General features: G+C 73.2%; 22 protein-coding genes. 18 read left to right on the top strand and 4 right to left on the bottom strand.

Annotation, left to right across the window (positions count from 1 at the left end; all coding sequences use genetic code 11):
- Positions 1–4 precede the first annotated feature (4 nt).
- From ACSNOC_RS01500 to ACSNOC_RS01445, 12 genes are all read left to right on the top strand, one after another.
- A complete protein-coding gene (locus ACSNOC_RS01500) occupies positions 5–565 on the top strand; it encodes a hypothetical protein (RefSeq protein ID WP_436745339.1) in 561 nt (186 codons plus the stop codon).
- Positions 566–735: 170 nt separating this feature from the next.
- Positions 736–1650, top strand: a complete 915-nt coding sequence (gene pdxS / locus ACSNOC_RS01495; RefSeq protein WP_436745338.1) for a pyridoxal 5'-phosphate synthase lyase subunit PdxS — start codon at positions 736–738, stop codon at positions 1648–1650.
- A gap of 20 nt (positions 1651–1670) precedes the next feature.
- Positions 1671–2261 (top strand): pyridoxal 5'-phosphate synthase glutaminase subunit PdxT, encoded by a 591-nt coding sequence (pdxT, locus tag ACSNOC_RS01490; RefSeq protein WP_436745337.1) that lies wholly within the window; start codon positions 1671–1673, stop codon positions 2259–2261.
- Positions 2262–2322: 61 nt separating this feature from the next.
- Positions 2323–3075, top strand: coding sequence for a YebC/PmpR family DNA-binding transcriptional regulator (locus ACSNOC_RS01485; RefSeq protein ID WP_436745336.1), 753 nt, complete (start codon positions 2323–2325; stop codon positions 3073–3075).
- 320 nt (positions 3076–3395) lie between these two features.
- Complete coding sequence (gene ruvC, locus ACSNOC_RS01480; RefSeq protein WP_436745359.1) at positions 3396–3929, top strand: crossover junction endodeoxyribonuclease RuvC; 534 nt, start codon at positions 3396–3398, stop codon at positions 3927–3929.
- Positions 3926–4540, top strand: a complete 615-nt coding sequence (gene ruvA, locus ACSNOC_RS01475; protein WP_436745335.1) for a Holliday junction branch migration protein RuvA — start codon at positions 3926–3928, stop codon at positions 4538–4540. The genes ruvC and ruvA overlap by 4 nt, the downstream gene beginning before the upstream one ends.
- Positions 4541–4556: 16 nt before the next feature.
- Entirely contained in the window at positions 4557–5621 is a 1065-nt protein-coding gene (gene ruvB, locus ACSNOC_RS01470) for a Holliday junction branch migration DNA helicase RuvB (protein WP_436745334.1), read from the top strand.
- A 173-nt stretch (positions 5622–5794) separates the two neighbouring features.
- The gene (gene yajC, locus ACSNOC_RS01465) at positions 5795–6247 is read left to right on the top strand and encodes a preprotein translocase subunit YajC (protein WP_436745333.1); all 453 of its coding nucleotides are present in this window, start codon (positions 5795–5797) and stop codon (positions 6245–6247) included.
- A gap of 91 nt (positions 6248–6338) precedes the next feature.
- Positions 6339–8144 (top strand): protein translocase subunit SecD, encoded by a 1806-nt coding sequence (secD, locus tag ACSNOC_RS01460; protein ID WP_436745332.1) that lies wholly within the window; start codon positions 6339–6341, stop codon positions 8142–8144.
- 1 nt (position 8145) lies between these two features.
- Positions 8146–9333, top strand: a complete 1188-nt coding sequence (secF, locus tag ACSNOC_RS01455) for a protein translocase subunit SecF (RefSeq protein ID WP_436745331.1) — start codon at positions 8146–8148, stop codon at positions 9331–9333.
- Positions 9330–9899: an adenine phosphoribosyltransferase gene (locus ACSNOC_RS01450; RefSeq protein ID WP_436745330.1), complete on the top strand. Its 570-nt coding sequence runs from the start codon at positions 9330–9332 to the stop codon at positions 9897–9899. The genes secF and ACSNOC_RS01450 overlap by 4 nt, the downstream gene beginning before the upstream one ends.
- 208 nt (positions 9900–10107) lie before the next feature.
- Positions 10108–12552: a RelA/SpoT family protein gene (locus ACSNOC_RS01445; protein WP_436745329.1), complete on the top strand. Its 2445-nt coding sequence runs from the start codon at positions 10108–10110 to the stop codon at positions 12550–12552.
- Between the two features lie 91 nt (positions 12553–12643).
- Here the strand turns inward: ACSNOC_RS01445 and ACSNOC_RS01440 are convergent, their stop codons facing one another.
- Positions 12644–13873 carry a DUF349 domain-containing protein gene (locus tag ACSNOC_RS01440; protein WP_436745328.1) on the bottom strand — a complete coding sequence of 410 codons (1230 nt, stop codon included), beginning with the start codon at positions 13871–13873 and terminating at the stop codon, positions 12644–12646.
- 193 nt (positions 13874–14066) lie between these two features.
- A complete protein-coding gene (locus tag ACSNOC_RS01435) occupies positions 14067–14927 on the bottom strand; it encodes a peptidylprolyl isomerase (RefSeq protein ID WP_436745327.1) in 861 nt (286 codons plus the stop codon).
- A gap of 122 nt (positions 14928–15049) precedes the next feature.
- Between ACSNOC_RS01435 and ACSNOC_RS01430 the strand changes: the two genes are divergently transcribed.
- From ACSNOC_RS01430 to ACSNOC_RS01415, 4 genes are all read left to right on the top strand, one after another.
- Entirely contained in the window at positions 15050–15763 is a 714-nt protein-coding gene (locus tag ACSNOC_RS01430) for an MBL fold metallo-hydrolase (protein WP_436745326.1), read from the top strand.
- 11 nt (positions 15764–15774) lie between these two features.
- Positions 15775–17037 carry a histidine--tRNA ligase gene (hisS, locus tag ACSNOC_RS01425; RefSeq protein ID WP_436745325.1) on the top strand — a complete coding sequence of 421 codons (1263 nt, stop codon included), beginning with the start codon at positions 15775–15777 and terminating at the stop codon, positions 17035–17037.
- Between the two features lie 95 nt (positions 17038–17132).
- Entirely contained in the window at positions 17133–17777 is a 645-nt protein-coding gene (locus ACSNOC_RS01420; RefSeq protein ID WP_436745324.1) for a vitamin K epoxide reductase family protein, read from the top strand.
- A gap of 45 nt (positions 17778–17822) precedes the next feature.
- Entirely contained in the window at positions 17823–19193 is a 1371-nt protein-coding gene (locus tag ACSNOC_RS01415; protein ID WP_436745323.1) for a replication-associated recombination protein A, read from the top strand.
- 19 nt (positions 19194–19212) lie between these two features.
- Here the strand turns inward: ACSNOC_RS01415 and ACSNOC_RS01410 are convergent, their stop codons facing one another.
- Positions 19213–20055 carry a DUF2470 domain-containing protein gene (locus ACSNOC_RS01410; protein ID WP_436745322.1) on the bottom strand — a complete coding sequence of 281 codons (843 nt, stop codon included), beginning with the start codon at positions 20053–20055 and terminating at the stop codon, positions 19213–19215.
- 55 nt (positions 20056–20110) lie between these two features.
- Here ACSNOC_RS01410 and rpsD point away from each other — a divergent pair, with 55 nt between their 5' ends.
- Positions 20111–20722, top strand: coding sequence for a 30S ribosomal protein S4 (rpsD, locus tag ACSNOC_RS01405; protein WP_436745321.1), 612 nt, complete (start codon positions 20111–20113; stop codon positions 20720–20722).
- On the opposite strand, the gene ACSNOC_RS01400 is transcribed toward rpsD, so the two are convergent.
- Positions 20710–22983 carry an ATP-binding protein gene (locus ACSNOC_RS01400; protein WP_436745320.1) on the bottom strand — a complete coding sequence of 758 codons (2274 nt, stop codon included), beginning with the start codon at positions 22981–22983 and terminating at the stop codon, positions 20710–20712. The two genes, rpsD and ACSNOC_RS01400, sit on opposite strands and share 13 nt — an antisense overlap.
- 210 nt (positions 22984–23193) lie before the next feature.
- On the opposite strand from ACSNOC_RS01400, the gene ACSNOC_RS01395 reads away from it, so the two are divergent.
- Positions 23194–23616 (top strand): DUF948 domain-containing protein, encoded by a 423-nt coding sequence (locus ACSNOC_RS01395; RefSeq protein ID WP_436745319.1) that lies wholly within the window; start codon positions 23194–23196, stop codon positions 23614–23616.

Here is a 23616-nt window from a genome sequence, read left to right as displayed (position 1 = left end):
GGGCGTGACCACAGTCATCTGGATCGCCGCCGCGCTGGTGCTCATCGCCCTCTACCTGAGCTGGACCGCGGGGCGGCTCGACCGGCTCCACGCCCGGATCGACGCCGCCCGGGCGGCCCTGGACGCCCAGCTCCTGCGCCGCGCCTCCATCGCCCAGGAGCTGGCCACCGCCGGGGTCTTCGACCCGGCCGCCTCCATGGTGCTCTACCAGGCCGCGCACGCCGCCCGCCTCGCGCGGGACGAGCAGCGCGAGGTCGCCGAGAGCGAGCTGAGCCAGGCCCTGCGCGCCGTCTTCGCCGAGACCGCCCAGGTCAGGGCGGTGCGGGACGCCCCCGGCGGTGAGGCCACCACCGAGGAGCTGATCGCCGCGGTCCGCCGGGTGCCGATGGCCCGGCGCTTCCACAACGACGCGGTGCGCGCCGCCCGCGCGGTCCGCAGGCACCGCACGGTCCGCTGGTTCCGGCTCGCCGGGCACGCGCCGTTCCCGCTGGCCTTCGAGATGGACGACGAGCCTCCGGCGTCGCTCACCGAATACGCCGTCAGGGCCGAAGGACCGGGCCACTGAGCGACGATTGGCCCTTTCCGTCCGGGCCACCGTGCGGTGTGATCGAGGCTGTGGCATCCGTTCGGGCGCTCCGCCGTTCGTGGTCCGCTTTCGAACGGTTCTACGATGGTCCCCGTTGAACCGATGTCCCCCGCGTTCCCCCGCGTTTTCCGTCGAGTGAGGTCGAATCCGTGTCCAGCACGTCCCCCAGCACCACCCAGGCCCCGGAGACCGGCACCGCGCGCGTCAAGCGCGGCATGGCCGAGCAGCTCAAGAACGGCGTCATCATGGATGTCGTCACCCCCGAGCAGGCCCGGATCGCCGAGGACGCGGGCGCCGTCGCCGTGATGGCGCTGGAGCGGGTCCCGGCCGACATCCGCAAGGACGGCGGCGTCGCCCGCATGTCCGACCCGGACATGATCGACGGCATCATCGAGGCCGTCTCCATCCCCGTGATGGCCAAGTCCCGCATCGGCCACCTGGTCGAGGCCCAGGTGCTGCAGGCCCTCGGCGTGGACTACATCGACGAGTCCGAGGTCCTCACCCCGGCCGACGAGGTCAACCACACGGACAAGTGGGCCTTCACCACCCCGTTCGTCTGCGGCGCCACCAACCTGGGCGAGGCCCTGCGCCGCATCGCCGAGGGCGCCGCGATGATCCGCTCCAAGGGCGAGGCCGGCACCGGCAACGTGGTGGAGGCCGTGCGCCACCTGCGGCAGATCCGGGGCGACATCGCCCGCCTGCGCGGCCTGGACAACAACGAGCTGTTCGCCGCCGCCAAGGAGCTGCGCGCCCCCTACGAGCTGGTCAAGGAGGTCGCCGAGCTGGGCAGGCTGCCGGTCGTGCTGTTCTCCGCCGGCGGCGTGGCCACCCCGGCCGACGCCGCGCTGATGCGGCAGCTCGGCGCCGAGGGCGTGTTCGTCGGCTCCGGCATCTTCAAGTCCGGCGACCCGGCCAAGCGCGCCGCCGCCATCGTGAAGGCCACCACGTTCTACGACGACCCCAAGATCATCGCGGACGTCTCGCGCGGCCTGGGCGAGGCCATGGTCGGCATCAACATCGACACCCTGCCCGAGGGCGAGCGCTACGCCTCCCGTGGCTGGTGAGTGAGCGAGGCACAGCGCACGTGAGTTCCCCCCTCATCGGTGTCCTCGCCCTCCAGGGCGACGTCCGGGAGCACCTCGCCGCGCTCGACGCGGTCGGCGCGCGGACCATGTCCGTGCGCCGGCCCGAAGAGCTGGCGGCGGTCGACGGGCTGGTGATCCCCGGCGGCGAGTCCACCACCATCTCCAAGCTGGCCACCGTCTTCGGCCTGCTGGAGCCGCTGCGCGAGCGGGTCGCGGACGGCATGCCCGCCTACGGCTCCTGCGCCGGGATGATCATGCTCGCCGACAAGATCCTGGACCCGCGCGCGGGCCAGGAGACGGTCGGCGGCATCGACATGATCGTGCGGCGTAACGCTTTCGGGCGGCAGAACGAGTCCTTCGAGGCCGCCGTGCGGGTGACGGGCGTCGAGGGCGATCCGGTCGAGGGCGTCTTCATCCGGGCCCCCTGGGTCGAGTCCCTCGGGCCGCGCGCGGAGGCCATCGCGGAGTACGACGGGCACCCCGTCGCCGTGCGCCAGGACCGCCTGCTGGCGACCGCCTTCCACCCCGAGCTGACCGGCGACCACCGGGTGCACGCCCTGTTCGCCGAGATGGTGCGGGCCGCGCGCTAGGCGGTGGCCGGTAGGATCACCACGTCGGGTTTGAAGTCGGTGACATCGAAGGAGCAGCGCTGTGTCCGGCCACTCCAAGTGGGCAACCACCAAGCACAAGAAGGCCGTGATCGATGCCAAGCGCGGCAAGCTGTTCGCGAAGCTGATCAAGAACATCGAGGTCGCGGCACGGACCGGCGGCGCCGACCCGGACGGCAACCCCACCCTCTACGACGCCATCCAGAAGGCGAAGAAGAGCTCGGTGCCCAACACCAACATCGACCGGGCCGTCAAGCGCGGCGCGGGCCTCGAAGCCGGTGGCGCCGACTACCAGACGATCATGTACGAGGGCTACGGGCCCAACGGTGTCGCCGTGCTGATCGAGTGCCTGACGGACAACCGCAACCGCGCCGCCTCCGACGTGCGCGTCGCCATGACCCGCAACGGCGGCTCCATGGCCGACCCGGGCTCCGTGTCCTACCTGTTCAACCGCAAGGGCGTCGTCATCGTCCCCAGGAACGGGCTGTCCGAGGACGACGTGCTGGGCGCGGTGCTCGACGCGGGTGCCGAGGAGGTCAACGACCTGGGCGAGTCGTTCGAGGTGATCAGCGAGGCGGGCGACCTGGTGGCGGTCCGCACCGCGCTCCAGGAGGCGGGCATCGACTACGACTCGGCGGAGGCGGGCTTCCTGCCGACGATGCAGGTCGAGCTGGACGAGGACGGCGCGCGGAAGATCTTCCGGCTGATCGACGCGCTGGAGGACAGCGACGACGTGCAGAACGTCTTCGCGAACTTCGACGTGCCGGACGACGTCATGGCGAAGGTCGACGCGTAGCCCTGCCCGGGCGGGCTCGGCGGCTGCCCGTCCGCTGCGCGGCCGGAGATGAGGGTTCCGCCCGGCATCCGCGCGAGGACGATCGCGGTACGCGGCCCCCGGCGGCCTCCTGCGGGACGCACACCGAACGGGACGGCCCGCGGGGCAGGACGCACGGCCGTCCGGAGCCGCGCACGTCCCGGTGCTGTCGTGACCGGGCCCAGGCGCCCGCCTTGTGGTGCGGTGTGCGGTGGGGCGTCCGGGCCGCTGGGGTGGGCTGTCGGTGGGGGCCGGTAGCCTGCGAGCGGTGGTGATCGGTCGTGGCGAGCAAGGGAGGGCCCGTGCGGGTGCTGGGCGTGGATCCGGGGCTCACCCGCTGCGGGATCGCCGTTGTCGAGGGAGCCGCCGGGCGGCCGTTGCGCATGGCCGGGGTCGGCGTCGTGCGGACCCCGGCCGAGGCGGAGACCGCCGAGCGTCTCCTGCTCATCGAGCGCGGCATCGAGGAGTGGCTCGACCTGCACCGGCCGGAGGCCGTCGCCGTCGAGCGTGTCTTCAGCCAGCACAACGTCCGCACCGTCATGGGGACCGCCCAGGCCAGCGCCGTCGCCATGCTGTGCGCGGCCCGGCGCGGGCTGCCGGTCGCGCTGCACACGCCGAGCGAGGTCAAGGCCGCCGTCACCGGCAGCGGCCGGGCCGAGAAGGCCCAGGTCGGCGCCATGGTCACCCGGCTGCTGCGGCTCGACGCGCCGCCGAAGCCCGCCGACGCGGCCGACGCGCTGGCCCTGGCCATCTGTCACATCTGGCGCGCCCCGGCGCAGGACCGTCTCCGGCGGGCGCGCGCGGCATCCCTCCCGAAGGGCACCATTCCGTCATGATCGCCTTCGTCTCCGGGCCGGTCGCCGCGCTGGCCCCCGACTCCGCCGTGGTCGAGGTCGGCGGCGTCGGGATCGCCGTGCAGTGCACGCCCGGCACCCTCGCCGCGCTGCGCGTGGGGCAGCCCGCCAGGCTCGCCACGTCGCTCGTCGTCCGGGAGGACTCCCTCACCCTCTACGGCTTCGCGGACGACGACGAACGCCAGGTCTTCGAGCTGCTCCAGACCGCCAGCGGCGTCGGCCCGCGCCTGGCGCAGGCCATGCTCGCCGTGCACACCCCCGACGCCCTGCGCCTCGCCGTCGCCACCGGTGACGAGAAGGCGCTCACGGCCGTGCCCGGCATCGGCAAGAAGGGGGCGCAGAAGCTGCTGCTGGAGCTGCGGGACCGGCTCGGCGCGCCCCTGCGCACCGGTGCGCCCGCCGCCGCCCAGGCCGCCCCGGCCGCGGCGCCCGACTGGCGCGAGCAGGTGCACACCGCGCTGGTCGGCCTGGGGTACGCGCCGCGCGAGGCCGAGCAGGCGATCGACGCCGTCGCCCCGCGGGCCGGGGAGGCCGAGCCGTCCGTCGCCCGGCTGCTGCGCGCCGCCCTCCAGACGCTCAACCGTGCCCGGTGACAGGAGACCGACGACCATGACCTGGGACGAGGAGGCGCCCGCCGGGCGCGAGCGGCTGGTCGGAGCCGCCGCCGACGGCGAGGACCTGGCCGTCGAGGCGGCCCTGCGGCCCAAGGACCTGGGGGAGTTCATCGGCCAGAGCCGGGTCCGCGAGCAGCTCGACCTGGTGCTGCGCGCCGCGCGCGCCCGCGGCGCGACCGCCGACCATGTGCTGCTCTCCGGGGCCCCCGGCCTGGGCAAGACGACGCTGTCCATGATCGTCGCGGCCGAGATGGGCGCCCCGATCCGCATCACCTCCGGCCCGGCCATCCAGCACGCGGGCGACCTGGCCGCGATCCTGTCCTCCCTCACCGAGGGCGAGGTGCTCTTCCTCGACGAGATCCACCGCATGTCGCGGCCCGCCGAGGAGATGCTCTACATGGCGATGGAGGACTTCCGGGTCGACGTCGTCGTCGGCAAGGGGCCGGGCGCCACCGCGATCCCGCTGGAGCTGCCGCCGTTCACGCTGGTCGGCGCCACCACCCGGGCGGGTTTGCTGCCGCCGCCGCTGCGCGACCGGTTCGGGTTCACGGGGCACATGGAGTTCTACGCCCCGGCCGAGCTGGAGCAGGTCGTCCACCGCTCCGCCCGCCTGCTGAACGTCGAGGTGACCCCGGAGGGTGCCGCCGAGATCGCCGGCCGGTCCCGGGGCACCCCCCGCATCGCCAACCGGCTGCTGCGCCGCGTCCGCGACTACGCCCAGGTCCGGGCGGACGGTGTCGTCGACAAGGAGGCCGCGACGCGCGCCCTGGCGGTGTACGAGGTGGACGGCCGGGGCCTGGACCGGCTGGACCGCGCGGTGCTGCACGCGCTGCTGCACCTGTTCGGCGGGGGACCCGTGGGCCTGTCCACCCTGGCCGTCGCGGTGGGGGAGGAGCGGGAGACCGTCGAGGAGGTCGCCGAGCCGTTCCTCGTCAGGGAGGGCCTGCTGGCCCGCACCCCGCGCGGCCGTGTCGCCACCCCGGCAGCCTGGCACCACCTCGGGCTGGAGCCGCCCCGCCCCGCGCCGGGCGGCGGACAAGAAGGACTGTTCGGGACGTGAAGGCGGGGAAAGCGGCGGTATTTCCCCCTCCGGAACTCCGATAGCATCCTGCACGTTGTTCCCCTGGCGCAGCCTCGCTTAGACTCCGCCGATGCCGTCCCGACCACCAGGGCGGCGTGCCACCCCGGATACAGGCCGTGGACAGCGGCCGAACACAAGGAAATTCCTCCATCGTGGATATCGCGCTTCTGCTCCCTTTCATTCTGCTCATCGGCGTCATGCTGCTGATGACCCGATCGGCCAAGAACCGGCAGCGCCAGGTCATGGAGATGCGCGACCAGATGGAGCCGGGCACCGGAGTCCGGACCATCGGGGGGATGTACGCCCAGGTCAAGGAAGTCCGCGACGACACCGTGCTGCTGGAGATCACGCCCGGCGTGCACGCCATCTTCGCCAAGAACGCCATCGGCGCCGTGCTGGACGCCGAGGAGTACGAGCGCATCGTCAGCGGTGAGCCCGCGTTCGCGGAGGACGAGGACACCCCCGTGGTGCCGGACGACGCCTCCTCGCTGACCGGGGACGGCCCCGGCGGCGACGGCCGGGTGGACCTGGACAAGCCCGGGGACGGCGACGGGACGGACACCCGCGACGCCGGGGACGACGGCGAGAACGGGCCCAAGTCCTGACCGTGACGGCACGGCCGTCCGTCAGTCATTCCGCGTAAGCCGCGCGGCGCTCGTTCGGTCGCGGGCCGCTGGACAGAGAGAAGACAAGAAGGTGGCGACACCGAAGAAGGACCTCAGGTCCTCGCAGAAGAGGGGCGCCAGGTCCCGGGGAGCCCAGGGCCGCCCGGGGCGGGCCCTCGCGTTGATCCTGGTGGCGATGGCGGCCCTCGTCGGAGGGATGTTCCTCTCCGGTCACACCACGCCCCGCCTGGGCATCGACCTCGCCGGCGGCACGAGCATCACGCTGGAGGCCGTGGCCGACGAGGGCGAAGAGGACGCGATCAACCCGACGAACCTCAGCACCGCCGTCGGCATCATCGAGCGGCGCGTCAACGGGCTCGGCGTCTCCGAGGCCGAGGTCCAGACCCAGGGCGATCGCAACATCATCGTCAACATCCCCAAGGGGTCCGACGAGGAGCAGGCCAGGGAGCAGGTCGGCACCACCGCCGAGCTGGGCTTCCGGCCGGTCCTCTCCGCCGCCTCGGCCCAGCCGCTCCCCGAGGGGGAGGACACCGGGGAGCCGACCGAGGAGCCGACCGAGGAGTCCACGGACGAGCCCACGGACGAGCCGGCCGAGGAGCCGACCGACGAGCCCACGGACGAGCCGACCGACGGGGAGGCCGAGAACCAGAGCCTGCCCGCCCCCGGCGCCGGTGACGGCTCCGCCGCCACCGCCAGCCACGCCTCCTACCGCGCCGACGGCGAGACCGACGACACGGACGCCGCCGCCGACGCCGCCGCGCAGGAGGCGGCCGACCTCCAGGCCCAGCTCGACGCGCTGGACTGCACCACCGACGCGGCCCGCCTGGAGGCGAGCCGTGCCGCGGCCCGGGCCAAGGACGAGGACACCGTGGTGGCCTGCGACTCCGAGGGCGTCGCCAAGTACACGCTGGGCCCGGTCGCCGTCCCCGGCACGGACGTCGACGGCGCCGACGCGGTCTACGACACCCAGCGCGGCCAGGGCTGGATCGTGCAGATGGAGTTCGACGCCTCCGGCGCCGAGAAGTTCGCCGACGTCACCGCCGAGCTGGCCACCCAGGTCCAGCCGATGAACCAGTTCGCCATCGTCCTCGACGGTGAGGTCGTCTCCGCCCCCTCCGTCTCCGAGCGGCTCGGCGGCGGACGCGCCGAGATCTCCGGCAGCTTCACCCAGGAGTCGGCCGAGGAGCTGGCCAACGTCCTCAAGTACGGCGCGCTGCCGCTGAGCTTCGAGGAGGCGAGCGTCTCCACCGTCTCCGCCACCCTGGGCGGCGAGCAGCTCCGCGCCGGTCTCATCGCCGGCGGCATCGGCCTCGGCCTGGTCGTGATCTACATGCTGGTCTACTACCGGGGCCTGTCGCTGATCGCGATCGCCAGCCTCATCGTCTCCAGCATCCTCACGTACACGATCATGTCGCTGCTCGGCCCGGCCATCGGCTTCGCGCTGAACCTGCCGGCCGTCTGCGGCGCGATCGTCGCCATCGGCATCACGGCCGACTCGTTCATCGTCTACTTCGAACGCATCAGGGACGAGGTCCGCGAGGGCCGCACCCTCCGCCCGGCCGTGGAGCGGGCCTGGCCGCGCGCCCGGCGCACCATCCTGGTCTCGGACTTCGTGTCGTTCCTGGCCGCGGCGGTGCTCTTCGTGGTGACCGTCGGCAAGGTGCAGGGCTTCGCCTTCACACTGGGCCTCACCACGGCCCTGGACGTGGTGGTCGTCTTCCTCTTCACCAAGCCGCTGATGACCCTGCTGGCCCGCAGGCGGTTCTTCTCCCGCGGGCACTCCTGGTCCGGCCTCGACCCCAAGCGGCTCGGCGCCAAGCCGCTGCTGCGCGCCCGCCGTCCCGCCCCCGTTCCCACCGACCCGAAGGAGGCCTGAGATGTCGCGGCTCGGCGATCTCGGTGCCCGGCTCTACCGCGGAGAGGTCGGCGTTGACTTCGTCGGCAGGCGGAAGATCTGGTACTGCGTCTCCATCCTCATCACCGTCCTGGCCTTCGCCGGTCTCGCGGCCCGGGGCCTGCACATGGGCGTCGAGTTCGAGGGCGGCGCCGTCTTCACCACCCCGGCGACCGAGGTGACGGTGGAGGAGGCGCGCGAGGTGGCGGAGGACGTCTCGGGCAGCCAGGCGCTCGTCCAGACCCTCGGTGACAACGGCGAGATGCGGATCCAGGTCAGCGGTCTGGACACCGCCCAGTCCAACGCCACCCGGGAGGCCCTGGCCGAGGAGCTGGGCATCCCGACCGAGGACCTCAACGCCGAGGTGATCGGCCCGAGCTGGGGCGACCAGATCGCCGACAAGGCGTGGCGCGGCCTGATCATCTTCCTGGTGCTCGTGGTGATCTACCTCGCCCTCGCCTTCGAGTGGCGGATGGCCCTGGCGGCGCTGATCGCGCTGATCCACGACATCACGATCACCGTCGGCGTCTACGCCCTCGTCGGCTTCGAGGTCACCCCCGGTACGGTGATCGGCCTGCTGACGATCCTCGGCTACTCGCTCTACGACACGGTCGTGGTCTTCGACGGCCTCAAGGAGCAGACGAGGGACTTCACCCGGCAGACCCGCCACACCTACGCCGAGCTGGCCAACCGCAGCCTCAACGGCACGCTGGTGCGGTCGATCAACACCTCGGTGGTGGCCCTGCTGCCGGTCGGCGCGCTGCTGTTCATCGGCGGTGGCCTGCTGGGCGGCGGCATGCTCAACGACATCGCGCTGTCGCTGTTCGTCGGCCTCACCGCCGGTGCCTACTCCTCGATCATGATCGCCACGCCGCTCGTGTCGGACCTGAAGTCCCGCGAGCCCGCGATCCGGGCCCAGGACCGGAAGGTCCTGGCCAGGCGCGCCAAGCGCGACGAGGAGGGCGGTCCCGACCCGGACGCCGCCGACGACGGCGCCGCGTACGGCGAGGTGGGCGCGGACGACGACGGCCCGGACGAGGACGAGCCGCTGGAGCAGGCGGCCGACACGCCGGTCGCCGCCGCCCGCGGCGCCGCCGGGCCGCGCGCCCCCCGCCGCCAGCCGCCGTCCCGTACCCGGGGCCGCGGCCGGCCCTCCGGGAAGCGGCGGTGACCGCGGCCGTGCCCGCGCCGCGCGAGCCGGCGGCGCTGGCGGACCTGCTGCTGAGCCGGATCCGGGACGTCGCCGACTACCCCAAGCCCGGCATCGTCTTCAAGGACATCACCCCGCTGCTGGCCGACCCGGAGGCGTTCACCGCGCTCACCGACGCGCTCGCCGCGTTCGCCGCGGAGCACGGCGCCACCAAGGTCGCGGGCCTGGAGGCGCGCGGCTTCATCCTCGCCGCCCCCGTCGCCGTCCGGGCCGGTCTCGGCTTCGTGCCGGTCCGCAAGGCGGGCAAGCTGCCGGGCGCCACGCTCTCCCAGACGTACGACCTCGAGTACGGCAGCGCGGAGATGGAGATCCACGCCGAGGACCTGTCCGGCGAGGACCGGGTGCTGGTCGTGGACGACGTCCTGGCCACCGGCGGCACCGCCGAGGCGTCCCTGCGCCTGATCGAGCGCTCGGGGGCGCGCGTGGCGGGACTCGCCGTGCTGATGGAGCTCGAATTTCTCGGGGGGCGCGAACGAGTGCTTCCCGCGCTGGGCGATGCCCCCTACCAGGCCCTCATCACTGTCTGATTCATCCCGAACACACACCAGGGCGCCCGCCGTCAAGCGGGCGCCCTGATCTGTGAGCCGATTGAGCGGGAGCTGTGCCTCCGGGCTCGTTACCATGGCAGTCCGATCGTTTCCCGGCCGGACTCTCCTCGGGCCGCACCCAGGCCCGGAGGACCGCTCCCCCTCCCGTCCCGCCCATGGCCGGGAGAGGGCCCGAGAAGGAGTGCCCTTGCCAGACGACGCCCAGCCGCTCGCCTCGGCGCAGCGGAAGAGCTCCAAGCCGTCGACCGCCCTGAGCTGGCGCGACGGCGCGGACGCGCGTACCCCGACACCGGCGGCCCCGCAGCCCGCGCCCGCCGTCTCCGGGGTCTCCGGCCGCTCCGGCTCCTCCAACCGCGTGCGGGCCCGGCTCGCCCGGCTCGGCGTCCAGCGCTCCAGCCCGTACAACCCGGTCCTCGAACCCCTGCTCCGCGTCGTCCGCGCCAACGACCCCAAGGCCGACACCGCCGCGCTGCGGCAGATCGAGCGCGCCTACCAGGTGGCCGAGCGCTGGCACCGCGGCCAGAAGCGCAAGAGCGGCGACCCGTACATCACACACCCGCTGGCCGTGACCACGATCCTGGCCGAGCTGGGCATGGACGCGTCCACGCTGATGGCCGGGCTGCTGCACGACACCGTCGAGGACACCGAGTACGGCCTCGACAGCCTCCGCCGGGACTTCGGGGACCAGGTCGCCCAGCTCGTGGACGGCGTCACCAAGCTGGACAAGGTCAAGTTCGGCGAGGCGGCCCAGGCCGAGACCGTCCGCAAGATGGTGGTCGCCATGGCCAAGGACCCCCGGGTCCTGGTCATCAAGCTCGCGGACCGCCTCCACAACATGCGGACCATGCGGTACCTGAAGCGGGAGAAGCAGGAGCAGAAGGCCCGCGAGACCCTGGAGATCTACGCGCCGCTGGCCCACCGGCTGGGCATGAACACCATCAAGTGGGAGTTGGAGGACCTGGCCTTCGCCATCCTCTACCCGAAGATGTACGACGAGATCGTGCGGCTGGTGGCGGAGCGCGCGCCCAAGCGGGACGAGTACCTGGCGACCGTCATCGACGAGGTCCAGTCCGACCTGCGCGGCGCCCGGATCAAGGCCACGGTCACCGGTCGGCCCAAGCACTACTACAGCGTCTACCAGAAGATGATCGTGCGGGGCCGGGACTTCACCGAGATCTACGACCTGGTGGGCATCCGCGTCCTGGTCGACACCGTCCGCGACTGCTACGCGGCGCTCGGCACCGTGCACGCCCGGTGGAACCCGGTGCCGGGGCGGTTCAAGGACTACATCGCGATGCCCAAGTTCAACATGTACCAGTCGCTGCACACGACGGTGATAGGGCCCGGCGGCAAGCCCGTGGAGCTGCAGATCCGCACCTTCGACATGCACCGGCGCGCCGAGTTCGGCATCGCGGCGCACTGGAAGTACAAGCAGCAGGCGGTGGCCGGCGCCTCCAAGGTCCGGTCGGACGCGCCGAAGAAGGGCGGCGGCAGCACCGTCGACGACATGGCGTGGCTGCGGCAGCTCCTGGACTGGCAGAAGGAGACCGAGGACCCCGGCGAGTTCCTGGAGTCGCTGCGCTTCGACCTCTCCCGCAACGAGGTCTTCGTCTTCACGCCCAAGGGCGACGTGATCGCGCTCCCGGCCGGGGCGACCCCCGTGGACTTCGCGTACGCGGTGCACACGGAGGTCGGCCACCGGACCATAGGAGCCAAGGTCAACGGCCGCCTGGTGCCGCTGGAGTCGACCCTCGACAACGGCGACACCGTGGAGATCTTCACCTCCAAGGCCGACGGCGCCGGACCGTCCCGCGACTGGCTCGGCTTCGTCAAGTCGCCGCGCGCCCGCAACAAGATCCGCGGCTGGTTCTCCAAGGAGCGCCGCGACGAGGCCATCGAGCAGGGCAAGGACTACATCGCCCGCGCGGTGCGCAAGCAGAACCTGCCCATCCAGCACGTGCTCAGCGGCGACTCCCTGGTCACCCTGGCGCACGAGATGCGCTACCCGGACATCTCGTCGTTCTACGCCGCCATCGGCGAGGGCCACGTCTCGGCGCAGAGCGTGGTGCAGAAGCTGGTCCAGGCGGTCGGCGGCGAGGAGGCGGCCAACGAGGACATCGCCGAGACCGCGCCGCCGGTTCCGGCGCGCGGCAAGCGGCGGGCCCACGCCGACCCCGGCGTGGTCGTCAAGGGCGTGGACGACGTGTGGGTCAAGGTGGCCCGCTGCTGCACCCCGGTGCCCGGCGATCCGATCATCGGCTTCGTCACCCGGGGCAACGGCGTCTCCGTGCACCGCGCCGACTGCGTCAACGTCGACTCGCTCGCCCGCGAGCCGGGCCGCATCCTGGAGGTGGAGTGGGCCCCCACCCAGTCGTCGGTCTTCCTGGTCGCCATCCAGGTCGAGGCGCTGGACCGGTCCCGGCTGCTGTCGGACGTCACACGGGTGCTGTCCGACCAGCACGTCAACATCCTCTCCGCCGCCGTGCAGACGTCCCGCGACCGGGTCGCCACCTCCCGGTTCACCTTCGAGATGGGTGACCCCAAGCACCTGGGCCACGTGCTGAAGGCGGTGCGCGGCGTCGAGGGCGTCTACGACGTCTACCGGGTGACGTCCTCCCCGCGCCGCCCCTGAAGCGGCGCCCGTCCGGCAGCACACGACGGCGGCGGGGCACACACCGTGCCCCGCCGCCGTCCTGAGTCCTGGTCCGGGCCACGGCCGGTGGTCAGCCGCCGAACTCCTGGAGCCCCTTCAGGGCCTGGTCGAGCAGCGCCTGCCGACCGGAAAGCTCCTGCTCCAGCTTCTCCGCCTTCGCCGTGTTGCCCTGCGCCCGCGCCCGCTCCGCCTGCTCGCGCAGCCGGTTCACCGCGTCCTGGAGCTGGCCCGTCAGACCGGCCGCCCGGGCCCGCGCCTCCGGGTTGGTGCGCCGCCACTCGGCCTCCTCGGCCTCCGCGACGGCCCGCTCCACCACGTGCATCCGGCCCTCGATCGCCGCCCTGGCGTCGCGCGGCACGTGCCCGATGGCCTCCCAGCGCTCACCGATCGACCGCAGCGCCGCCCGGGCCGCCCGCAGGTCCGTGATCGGCAGCAGCTTCTCGGCCTCGGCCGCGAGCTGCTCCTTGCGGGCCAGGTTGTCCCGGTGCTCGGCGTCCCGCTCGGCGAACGCCTCGCCGCGGGCCTGGAAGAAGACGTCCTGCGCCGCCCGGAACCGGGTCCACAGGTCCTCCTCCACATCCCGGTGCGCGCGGCCGGCCGCCTTCCACTCCTGCATCAGGTCCCGGTAGCGGGCCGCGGTCTGCACCCAGTCCGTCGAGTCCGACAGCGCCTCCGCCTCCGCGATCAGCTTCTCCTTGCGGCGCCGGGTCTCCTCGCGCTGCGAGTCCAGGGCGGCGAAGTGCGACTTGCGGCGCTTGGAGAACGCGGAGCGCGCCTGGGAGAAGCGGTGCCACAGCTCGTCGTCCGTCTTGCGGTCCAGGCGGGGCAGGCCCTTCCACGTGTCGACCAGGGACCGCAGCCGCTCGCCGGCCGTGCGCCACTGGTCGCTGGCCGCCAGCTCCTCGGCCTCGGCGACCAGCGCCTCCTTGGCGGCCCTGGCCTCCTCGCTCTGCCGGGCCCTGGCCGCCTTCCGCTCCTCGCGGCGGGCCTCCACCAGCGCCTCCAGCTCGTCCAGACGCCGGCCGAGCGCCGCGAGGTCCCCCACCGCGTGGGCATCGGTCACCTGCTCGCGCAGGTGGCCGATGGCGGTCATCGCGTCCTTGGTGGCCAGGTCCGTGGTGCGCACCCGGCGCTCCAGCAGGTCGACCTCGACGACCAGGCCGTCGTACTTGCGCTCGAAATAGGCGAGCGCCTCCTCGGGGGAGCCCGCCTGCCAGGAGCCGACGGCCCTCTCCCCGTCCGCCGTCCGTACGTACACGGTCCCCGTCTCGTCGACGCGACCCCACGGCTCGCTGCTCACAGCGCCTCCTCGTTCGATGCGCACGACGGGGCGTGACGCCCCCGGCACCGTACACAGTTCTCGTCCGGGTCCACCGGCTTGTTCTCTCCCCGCCTGACCGGCGCAGGCACCCTGCACAACGCCAACATAGGCGACACTCCGCCCGGCTGTCCGCACCTTGCCGGGCGGAAATTACGGGTGGGGCGGGTGCTTCCTACGGATTCACCGGCTCCACTGTGGCCTCGTCGATCACCACCGTCGCGTAGGGAGCGGTGGTGCCGGTGGCCGGGTCGGCCGGGGCCGCGCCCGTCTCCGCGATCAGCTCCAGCACGTCCATGCCACCGGTCACCTTCCCGAAGGGGGTGTAGTCCGGCGGGAGCGGGCTGTCCTCGTAGACCAGGAAGAACTGGCTGCCGCCGGTGTCCCGGCCGGTGCCGGACGCCGCGTCGTACTGGTTGGCCATCGCCACCGTGCCCGCCGGGTAGACGCCGTCGGCCACGGCCGGGTCGTCGAGGTTCTCGTCCGGGACGGTGTAACCGGGGCCGCCCTGCCCGGTGCCCTGCGGGTCGCCGCACTGCAGCACGTGGATGCCCTCGGTGACCAGCCGGTGGCAGGGGGAGTGGTCGAGGAAGCCCTCGGCGGCGAGGAACGCGAACGAGTTCACGGTGTGCGGGGCCGCCTCGGTGTCCATCGTGATCTCGATGTCGCCGCAGGTGGTGCGCAGCCGCATCACGTGGTCGACGGAGGTGTCCACCGTCATCTCCGGCTCGGCGTCCCACTGCCGCGTCGACGGCTCGCCCTCGGCCGGTTCCGCGCAGGGGTCCTCCGGGGGTTCCGGCGTCGTGCCCGGCTCGGACTCGTTCGCCTCGTTCGCCTCGTTCGTCCCGTCGGACGTGTCGTCGTCCCCGGTGAGCGCCACGAAGGCGGTGACGCCGCCCGCGATGACCACCACGAGCAGGACGGAGAGCAGCACCCGCAGCCGCCGGCCCCTCCGTACCCGGTCGACGCGGCGCGCCTGCTGCCGCTCCCACTTCGCCCGCGCGAGCTGCTTGCGCCGCTGATCCTTGCTGACCACCGCGCTCTCCCCTTGTCGTCTTGTCGTCGTGGCGTCACCGTATACGGGTTCGCCCGCCCCGCACCGTCGCCGGTAGGCTTCTGGCCCGGCAGCCGCCCACGACGACGACCGAAGGACCACCCGTGCTGATCGCTGGCTTCCCCGCCGGGGCCTGGGGCACCAACTGCTATCTGGTCGCGCCCGCCGCCGGTGAGGAGTGCGTGATCATCGACCCCGGCCACCGGGCCGCGCCCGGAGTGGCCGAGACGATCGCCAAGCACCGGCTGAAGCCGGTCGCGGTCATCGTCACCCACGGGCACCTCGACCACGTGGCCTCGGTCGTCCCCGTCTGCGGCGCCCACGACGTGCCCGCCTGGATCCACCCGGCGGACCGTTACATGCTCAGCGACCCGGGGAAGGCGCTCGGCATGCGCATCGGACAGCCGCTGCTGGGCGAGCTGACGGTGGGCGAGCCGGACGACCTGCGGGAGCTGACCGACGGCGCCGAACTGTCGCTCGCCGGCCTGTCGTTCTCCGTGGCGCACGCCCCGGGCCATACCAAGGGGTCGGTGACCTTCCGGCTGCCCGAACAGGCCGACATCCCGCCGGTCCTGTTCTCGGGCGACCTGCTCTTCGCCGGCTCCATCGGACGCACCGATCTCCCCGGCGGTGACCACGCCGAGATCCTGCGGTCGCTGGCTCGTGTCTGCCTTCCGCTCGATGACTCGACCGTGGTGCTGTCCGGGCACGGCCCGCAGACCACCATCGGCCGCGAGCGCGCCGGCAACCCGTTTCTGCGGGAGCTGGCCGCCGGCCGGGGAGCCGCCGACGCGGCGGCCCCGCGACCAGGATTGTGAACTCTTCCCACGTGAGCACCTTCTCCGCCCCCCGGGGCACGTACGACCTGATCCCGCCGGACTCCGCCGCCGTCCTCGCGGTGCGCGAGGCGATCGCCGCCCCGCTGCGCCGCGCCGGCTACGGCTACGTGGAGACTCCCGGCTTCGAGCACGTCGAGCTGTTCTCCCGCGGTGTCGGCGAGTCCACCGACATCGTCACCAAGGAGATGTACACCCTCACCACCAAGGGCGGCACCCGGCTCGCGCTGCGCCCCGAGGGCACCGCCTCCGTGCTGCGCGCCACCCTCCAGGCCAACCTCCACCGCGCGGGCAACCTGCCGGTGAAGCTGTGGTATTCGGGCACCTACTACCGGTACGAGCGCCCGCAGGCCGGACGGTACCGGCACTTCTCGCAGGTCGGCGCCGAGGCCATCGGCACCGAGGACCCGGCGCTGGACGCCGAGCTGGTCATCCTGGCCGCCGACGCCTACCGGGCGCTCGGCCTGCGGAACGTGCGCCTGCTGCTGAACTCGCTGGGCGACCGCGTGTGCCGGCCCGCCTACCGGACCGCGCTCCAGGAGTTCCTGCGCGGCCTGGACCTGGACGAGGAGACCCGGGCGCGGATCGAGATCAACCCGCTGCGGGTGCTGGACGACAAGCGCGAGAGCGTGCGGCGGCAGCTCACCGGCGCGCCCATGATGCGCGACCACCTGTGCGAGGAGTGCAAGGAGTACCACGAGCGGGTGCGGGAGCTGCTGACCGCGGCCGGGGTCGCCTTCACGGATGACGACCGGCTCGTGCGCGGGCTGGACTACTACACCCGCACTACGTTCGAGTTCGTCCACGACGGGCTCGGGTCGCAGTCCGCGGTGGGCGGCGGCGGCCGGTACGACGGCCTGTCCGAGATGATCGGCGGCCCGCCGCTGCCGTCCGTCGGCTGGGCGCTCGGCGTGGACCGCACGGTGCTGGCGCTGCGCGCCGAGGGCGTCGAGCTGGAACTCCCGCCCGCCACCGACGTGTTCGCCGTGCCGCTCGGCGAAGAGGCGCGGCGGGCGCTGTTCGCCGTCGTCACCGGGCTGCGGCGGGCGGGCGTGGCGGCGGACTTCGCGTACGGCGGGCGCGGCGTCAAGTCCGCGATGAAGTCGGCCAACCGCAGCGGCGCCCGGTTCGCCGTGGTCGCGGGCGAACGGGACCTGGCCGAGGGCGTGGCGCAGGTCAAGGACCTGGCCAGCGGCGAACAGGCGCCCGTCGCCCTGGAGTCGGTGGTGGACGAGCTGCGCGCCCGGCTCTCCTGAGGAAAGGCCCCGCCGGTTGACAGTGCCGCTCCGTAGGCGTTGGGTCACTGAGGCAGAATGGGCCCGTACCGGGACGGACGGAATGGACAGGCGAGATGGTGACATCGGCGATGGACGTGGAGCGCACCGACGGCCCGGCGCGCGGCGGGGGTGAGCGGCAGCCGGGCGTCGGCGCGGGGCGGGCCTTCGCGCTGATGCTGGTGATCACCGGCCTCGCCGGGCTGCTTGCCTCCTGGGTCATCGTCCTGGACAAGTTCCACCTGCTGGAGGACCCGGACTTCACCCCGGCGTGCAGCCTCAACCCCGTGGTCTCCTGCGGCAGCATCATGGAGAGCGAGCAGGCGGAGGTCTTCGGGTTCCCCAACCCGATGCTCGGCATGGTCACCTACGGCATGGTGATCGCGATCGGCATGGGGCTGCTGGCCGGGGCGCGCTACCGGCGCTGGTTCTGGCTGGGGCTCCAGGCCGGGACCCTCTTCGGGGTGGCGTTCTGCACGTGGCTGCAGTACCAGTCGCTGTACGAGATCAACGCGCTGTGCCTGTGGTGCTGCCTGGCCTGGGCCGCCACCATCGTCATGTTCTGGTACGTGACGCTGCACACCGTCCGGCACGGGTTCCTGCCGGCGCCGGCGGGCGTGCGGAACGCGATGGAGGAGTTCCACTGGCTGATCCCGGCGGTGCACCTGGCCGTCATCGGCATGCTGATCCTCACCCGCTGGTGGGACTTCTGGACGAGCTGACCGGGCCGGCCCGCGTTGTCGGTGCCGTGGCTTAGGGTCGGTGGCGTGGAGTTCGACCTGTTCACCGCCGCGGCCGAGGAGCGCGCGGAGAAGGACGTCGCGGCCCGGCCGCTGGCCGTGCGGATGCGTCCGCGCACCCTGGACGAGGTCGTGGGCCAGCGGCACCTGCTGCGCCCGGGGTCGCCGCTGCGCCGCCTGGTCGGCGAGGGCGGCGGCGGTCCGGCCGGGCCGTCGTCGGTGATCCTGTGGGGCCCGCCCGGCACGGGCAAGACGACGCTGGCTTACGTGGTCAGCCAGGCCACGGACAAGCGGTTCGTGGAGCTGTCGGCCATCACCGCGGGCGTGAAGGAGGTGCGGGCCGTCATCGACGGCGCGCGCCGCTCCTCGGGCGCGTACGGCAAGGACACGGTGCTCTTCCTGGACGAGATCCACCGCTTCAGCAAGGCGCAGCAGGACTCGCTGCTCCCCGCCGTGGAGAACCGGTGGGTGACGCTGATCGCGGCCACCACGGAGAACCCGCACTTCTCGGTGATCTCCCCGCTGCTGTCGCGTTCCCTGCTGCTGACGCTGGAGCCGCTGACCGAGGACGACCTGCGCGGCCTGCTGCGCCGGGCGGTGGCGGACGAGCGGGGGCTCGGCGGCGCGGTGTCGCTGCCGGAGGACGCCGAGGGGCACCTGCTGCGGATCGCCGGCGGTGACGCGCGGCGGGCGCTGACCGCGCTGGAGGCCGGCGCGGGCGCGGCCCTGGCCAAGGGCGAGGCGGAGATCGGCCTGGCCACGCTGGAGGAGGCGGTGGACCGCGCGGCGGTGCGGTACGACCGGGACGGCGACCAGCACTACGACGTGGCCAGCGCGCTGATCAAGTCCATCCGGGGCTCGGACGTGGACGCCGCGCTGCACTATCTGGCGCGCATGATCGAGGCGGGGGAGGACCCGCGGTTCATCGCGCGGCGGCTGATGATCTCCGCCAGCGAGGACATCGGCATGGCGGACCCGACCGCGCTGCCGACGGCGGTGGCGGCGGCGCAGGCGGTGGCGCTGATCGGCTTCCCCGAGGCCGCCATCACCCTGGGGCACGCGACGATCGCCCTCGCGCTGGCCCCCAAGTCGAACGCCGCGGTGGTCGCGATCGGCGAGGCCCGGGCGGATGTCAGGGCGGGGCTGGCCGGCCCCGTGCCGGCGCATCTGCGCGACAGCCACTACCAGGGCGCCAAGCGGCTCGGCCACGGCGCCGGGTATCAGTACCCGCACGACCTGCCCGGCGGCGTCGCGGCCCAGCAGTACGCGCCGGACGCGGTGCACGGCAAGCGGTACTACCGGCCCACCCGGCACGGGGCGGAGGCGCGGTACGGGGAGATACTCGAGCGGGTCCGCCGGCGTCTGGCCGGGGACGAGGAGCCGCGCGAGGGCTCCTGAGCGCGGGTGCCCGGCCGGTTCAGTCGGCCGCCGCGGCCTCGAAGAGCCAGCGCAGGGCGTGGCGGAGCCGGCTGATGTCCCGGACGGGCTCGGGGAATTCGAAGCGGGCGTCGAAGCAGGCGGCGCCCGCCTTGAAGCGGATCCGCAGCCCGAAGCGGTCGAGCCCCAGCGGGGTGACCGCCCCCCAGGCCGCGCAGCCGGCCCCCCGGTCGCCCAGCAGGGCGCACAGGGACCGGAGTTCGGGACCGTGCGCGGCGGCCATGTGCTGCAGCAGCTCGGCCTCGTGGCGGGCCAGCGGGTCGGCCTCGGCCTCGGCCAGCTCCTCCGGCTCCACGTGCGCGGCACCCCACAGGTCGTCGGTGTACGCCTCGCCCACCTCGAGCCGCAGCAGCGCCCAGTCGGGGCCCGGCACCGGGCCGGCCGGGCAGTGCTCGGCGAGGAGCCGGATCCCGGCGTCGCGGTGCGCGCCCGTCACCGGCGTCAGCCAGCCGGCCACCCAGCCCCGGCCGCGGATCCGGTAGGGCACGGCGACCGGGGCGACATCGGTGATTTCCAGCACGGCCGTCACGTCGTCGTCCTGGGCGTGCGCCACGGCCCGCGCGGCGGGGGAGCGGGACGGGACCAGCAGCAGGACGTCGCCGGACGGTGTCACGGCCCGCGACTCGGGCACGGTGTGCCCGAGTTCGTCCAGCTCACAGCCCGGAATGGCGAGCGCGGCGGAGGCGTTGGACTCCAGGAGGGTGCGCACGCGCTCGGCGGCCGTGGGCTGCCGGGTGTCGTCGCCGGGGCGCGGCTGGCCCCCTTCCCGGTGTTCCTGGCTTCGGTGTCCGGTGCCGGGGGCGGGGTTCCCAGGTCGAATCATGCGCACTCCTCAGCTAAGGTAAGGCTCACCTAACTTACACGGAGGTCCGTTCAACGTGAACCAGTCGCGTCCCAAGGTCAAAAAGTCGCGAGCCCTGGGCATCGCGCTCACCCCGAAGGCCGTCAAGTACTTCGAGAAGCGCCCCTATCCGCCCGGCGAGCACGGGCGCGGCCGGAAGCAGAACAGCGACTACAAGGTCCGGCTGCTGGAGAAGCAGCGCCTGCGCGCCCAGTACGACATCAGCGAGCGGCAGATGGTCCGCGCCTACGAGCGCGCCCGCAAGGTGCAGGGCAAGACCGGCGAGGCGCTCATCATCGAGCTGGAGCGGCGGCTGGACGCCCTCGTGCTGCGCTCCGGCCTGGCCCGCACCATCTACCAGGCCCGCCAGATGGTCGTCCACGGCCACATCGCCGTCAACGGCCGCAAGGTGGACAAGCCGTCCTTCCGCGTCCGGCCCGACGACGTCGTCACCGTCCGGGAGCGCAGCCGTGCCAAGCACCCGTTCCTGGTCGCCCGCGAGGGCGGTTACGCGGCCGACGGCGAGACCCCGCGCTACCTCCAGGTCAACCTGGAGGCCCTGGCGTTCCGCCTCGACCGCGACCCCAACCGCAGCGAGGTCCCGGTCATCTGCGACGAGCAGCTCGTCGTGGAGTTCTACGCCCGCTGACCGCCGGCCGACCGCTCCTGCTCCCCGCCCTCCGTGCGGGGAGCGGGCGGCAGCGCCGGCCGGACCGGCTCCAGACCGGGCGGCAGCGCCCGGGACCCCCGGGCCCCCGCGTGCCCGCCGGTCTCCCCGGGCCAGCGGCGCAGCGCCCGCGCCACCGCCCGGTCGGTGCCCAGCCGTTCCCCCTCGTGGACGCACTCGCGGAACCGGGCCGCCCCCAGCCGCCGCAGCAGGTGCTGCCGGCAGGCCACGTGCGGCGCGTTGAACGCCTTCGAACCGAAGAGCTGCATCCCCACCGACTCCCACAGCTTGCCCGCCGCGCCCTGCAGCACGGCCGCCTCCGCCGGGTCGCCCTCGGTGGCCGTGATCCCCGCCAGCAGCTCCAGCGCCAGCACCGTGCCCACCAGGTCCCGGAAGGCGTAGTTCACCGGCAGCGACTCCTCCAGCAGGGCCCGCGCGGTGCCCGTGTCGCCCCGGCTCCACGCCGCGAACGCCAGCACGTACAGCGAGTACGTCCGCGCCCACCGCTCGCCGTGCTCGTCGGCCACCTCCCTGGCCTCCTCGCACAGCGCCACCGCCCCGGGCAGGTCGCCCTGGAACGCGATGGCCATGGCGAGCTGGGCCTGGCACATCAGCACGTCACTGGTCAGCTCCCCGGCCTCCTCGAAGCGGTCCAGCGCCTCCCGCAGCAGCCGTTCCGCGCGCTGCGTCTCGTCCTGGATCAGTGCCAGGCAGCCCGTGCGGTGCAGGCTGTACGCGGCGGCCCGCGCGTTGCCCGTGCGCTCGGCCCCCTCCCGGCACTCGTGCAGCGCCCGCACCGCCGCCTCCGGATCGCCCTGGAGCACCGCGACATAGCCCGCCACCCACAGGGCCTTCAGCCGCGTCTCCGCGTGCTCGGTGCGCAGTTGCAGCGCCCGGTCCAGCCAGACCCGCCCCTCGCTCAGCCGCCCGCAGCCGATCCAGCAGAAGGCCATCGACGCGGCCAGGTAGAGCCCGAGCCGCGCGTCCTCCTCGTCGCCGAGGGCGAAGTCCAGCGCGGCCCGCAGGTTGGGCATCTCGTCGCCGACGCGCCGCGCCACCTGCGCCTGGCGCGGACTGAACCACTCCAGCTCGCACCACGTCACCAGCCCGGTGAACCAGTCCCGGTGCCGCCGCCGCAGCCGCTCGGTGTCCCCGGTCGCCGCCAGCCAGTCCGCCCCGTACGCGCGCAGCGTGTCCAGCATCCGGTACCGCACCCCCGAGGGCGCGTCCTCACGGCTCACCACCGACTGCGCGACCAGTTCGGTCAGCACGTCGAGCACCTCCTCGGCGGGCAGGTCGGGCCCCGAGCAGACGTACTCCGCCGCCTCCAGGTCGAAGTGCCCGGCGAACACCGACAGCCGCGCCCACAGCAGCCGTTGCGCGGGCGTGCACAGCTCGTGGCTCCAGCCGATGGCCGTGCGCAGCGTCTGGTGGTGCGGCGGCGCGCCCCGGTGGCCGCCGATCAGCAGCCGGAACCGGTCGTCCAGCCGGGCCAGAGTCTGCTCCAGGGACAGGGTCCGCAGCCGGCCCGCGGCCAGCTCCAGCGCCAGCGGGATGCCGTCGAGCCGGTGACAGAGGTCGGCCACCAGCTTGTGGTTCGCCTCGTCCAGCGTGAAGCCCGGCAGCACGGCCGCGGCCCGCTCGGCGAACAGCCAGGCGGCCTCGCTCAGCGGCGCGAGCGTGCTCGCCTCGCCGGAGTCGGGGGCCGGCGCGTCCAGCGGGGCCAGCGGGTAGAGCCGCTCGCCCGCCACGCCCAGCGGGCAGCGCCCGGTGGCCAGCACCCGCAACCCCGGTGCCTGCCGCAGAAGTTCGTGCACGAGCGCGGCGGACTGCTCCACCATGTGCTCGAAGCCGTCCAGCACCAGCAGCAACCGCCGCTCGGCCAGCCGCTCCACGAGCACCACGCGCGGCGGGCGGCCGGTGTGGTCGGTGACCCCGAGCGCCTCCACCACGGCGTGCTCCAGCAGTTCGGGATCGCGGACCGTGGCCAGCTCCACCAGCCACACACCGTCGCAGAAGCGTTCCTGCGCCTGCCGGGCGGCCTGGATCGCGCAGCGCGACTTCCCGACGCCGCCCACCCCGGTCACGGTGACCAGCCGGGAAGTCGTCAACTCCCGCATCAGGGCGGCCACCTCGGTGTGCCGGCCGATGAACCTGGTGAGCTCCGCCGGGAGGTTGCCCGGCCGGCGCCCGATCCCCGGAGTCTCCCGAGCCGGAGGCTCGGAACCCTGAAAGCCTCGCATGAGACACGCAGCGTACTCGGAGGTATGCAGAACGTACAATTGTGGGCCGCCGCACTTGGCACGGGCGCCGGAATGCGGTACGAGCGCGGGCGCCGGGCGCGATAAGGTCGGGACCTGCCGCCGCACGCGGAACGGGCCGCCAGCCCAGACGAGCGGCGGCCGACCCGAAAGCTGTTCAGAAACAACCCGTCCGAGGGAAGCGGTGCGTTCGTGTCCGGTGGAGAAGTGGCCGGCCTCCTGGTGGCCGTCTTCTGGGCGATCCTGGTCTCGTTCCTCGCGGTCGCGCTGGTCCGGCTGGCGCAGACCCTCAGGGCCGCGACCAGGCTGCTGAACGGCGTGACCGAGCAGGCCGTCCCGCTGCTCGGCGAGGCGTCGCAGACCGTCCGCTCCGCGCAGACGCAGCTCGACCGGGTGGAGGCGATCGCCGTCGACGTCCAGGACGTCGCCGCCAACGCCTCGGCGCTGTCCGCCACCGTCGCCTCCACCTTCGGCGGGCCCCTGGTGAAGGTCGCCGCCTTCGGCTACGGCGTCCGCCGGGCCCTGCGCCGGCGCGGCGCCCCGCAGCCCGCCGAACCCACCGTCGTGGTCCGGCGCGTGCCCGCCGCCCGGCGCCGCCGGACGGGAAAGGACTGA

The sequence above is a fragment of the Streptomyces sp. URMC 129 genome, assembly GCF_051386415.1.
GTDB lineage: Bacteria > Actinomycetota > Actinomycetes > Streptomycetales > Streptomycetaceae > Streptomyces.
Note: the sequence above shows the minus strand (reverse complement) of the source record. Positions and strands in the feature narration are given on the sequence as shown.

Coding starts and splice junctions, on each gene's coding strand:
- ruvA (WP_436745335.1), top strand. CDS start 3,926: ATGATCGCCTTCGTCTCCGGGCCGGTCGCCGCGCTGGCCCCCGACTCC.
- ruvB (WP_436745334.1), top strand. CDS start 4,557: ATGACCTGGGACGAGGAGGCGCCCGCCGGGCGCGAGCGGCTGGTCGGA.
- secF (WP_436745331.1), top strand. CDS start 8,146: ATGTCGCGGCTCGGCGATCTCGGTGCCCGGCTCTACCGCGGAGAGGTC.
- ACSNOC_RS01420 (WP_436745324.1), top strand. CDS start 17,133: ATGGTGACATCGGCGATGGACGTGGAGCGCACCGACGGCCCGGCGCGC.
- ACSNOC_RS01410 (WP_436745322.1), bottom strand. CDS start 20,055: ATGATTCGACCTGGGAACCCCGCCCCCGGCACCGGACACCGAAGCCAG.
- ACSNOC_RS01400 (WP_436745320.1), bottom strand. CDS start 22,983: ATGCGAGGCTTTCAGGGTTCCGAGCCTCCGGCTCGGGAGACTCCGGGG.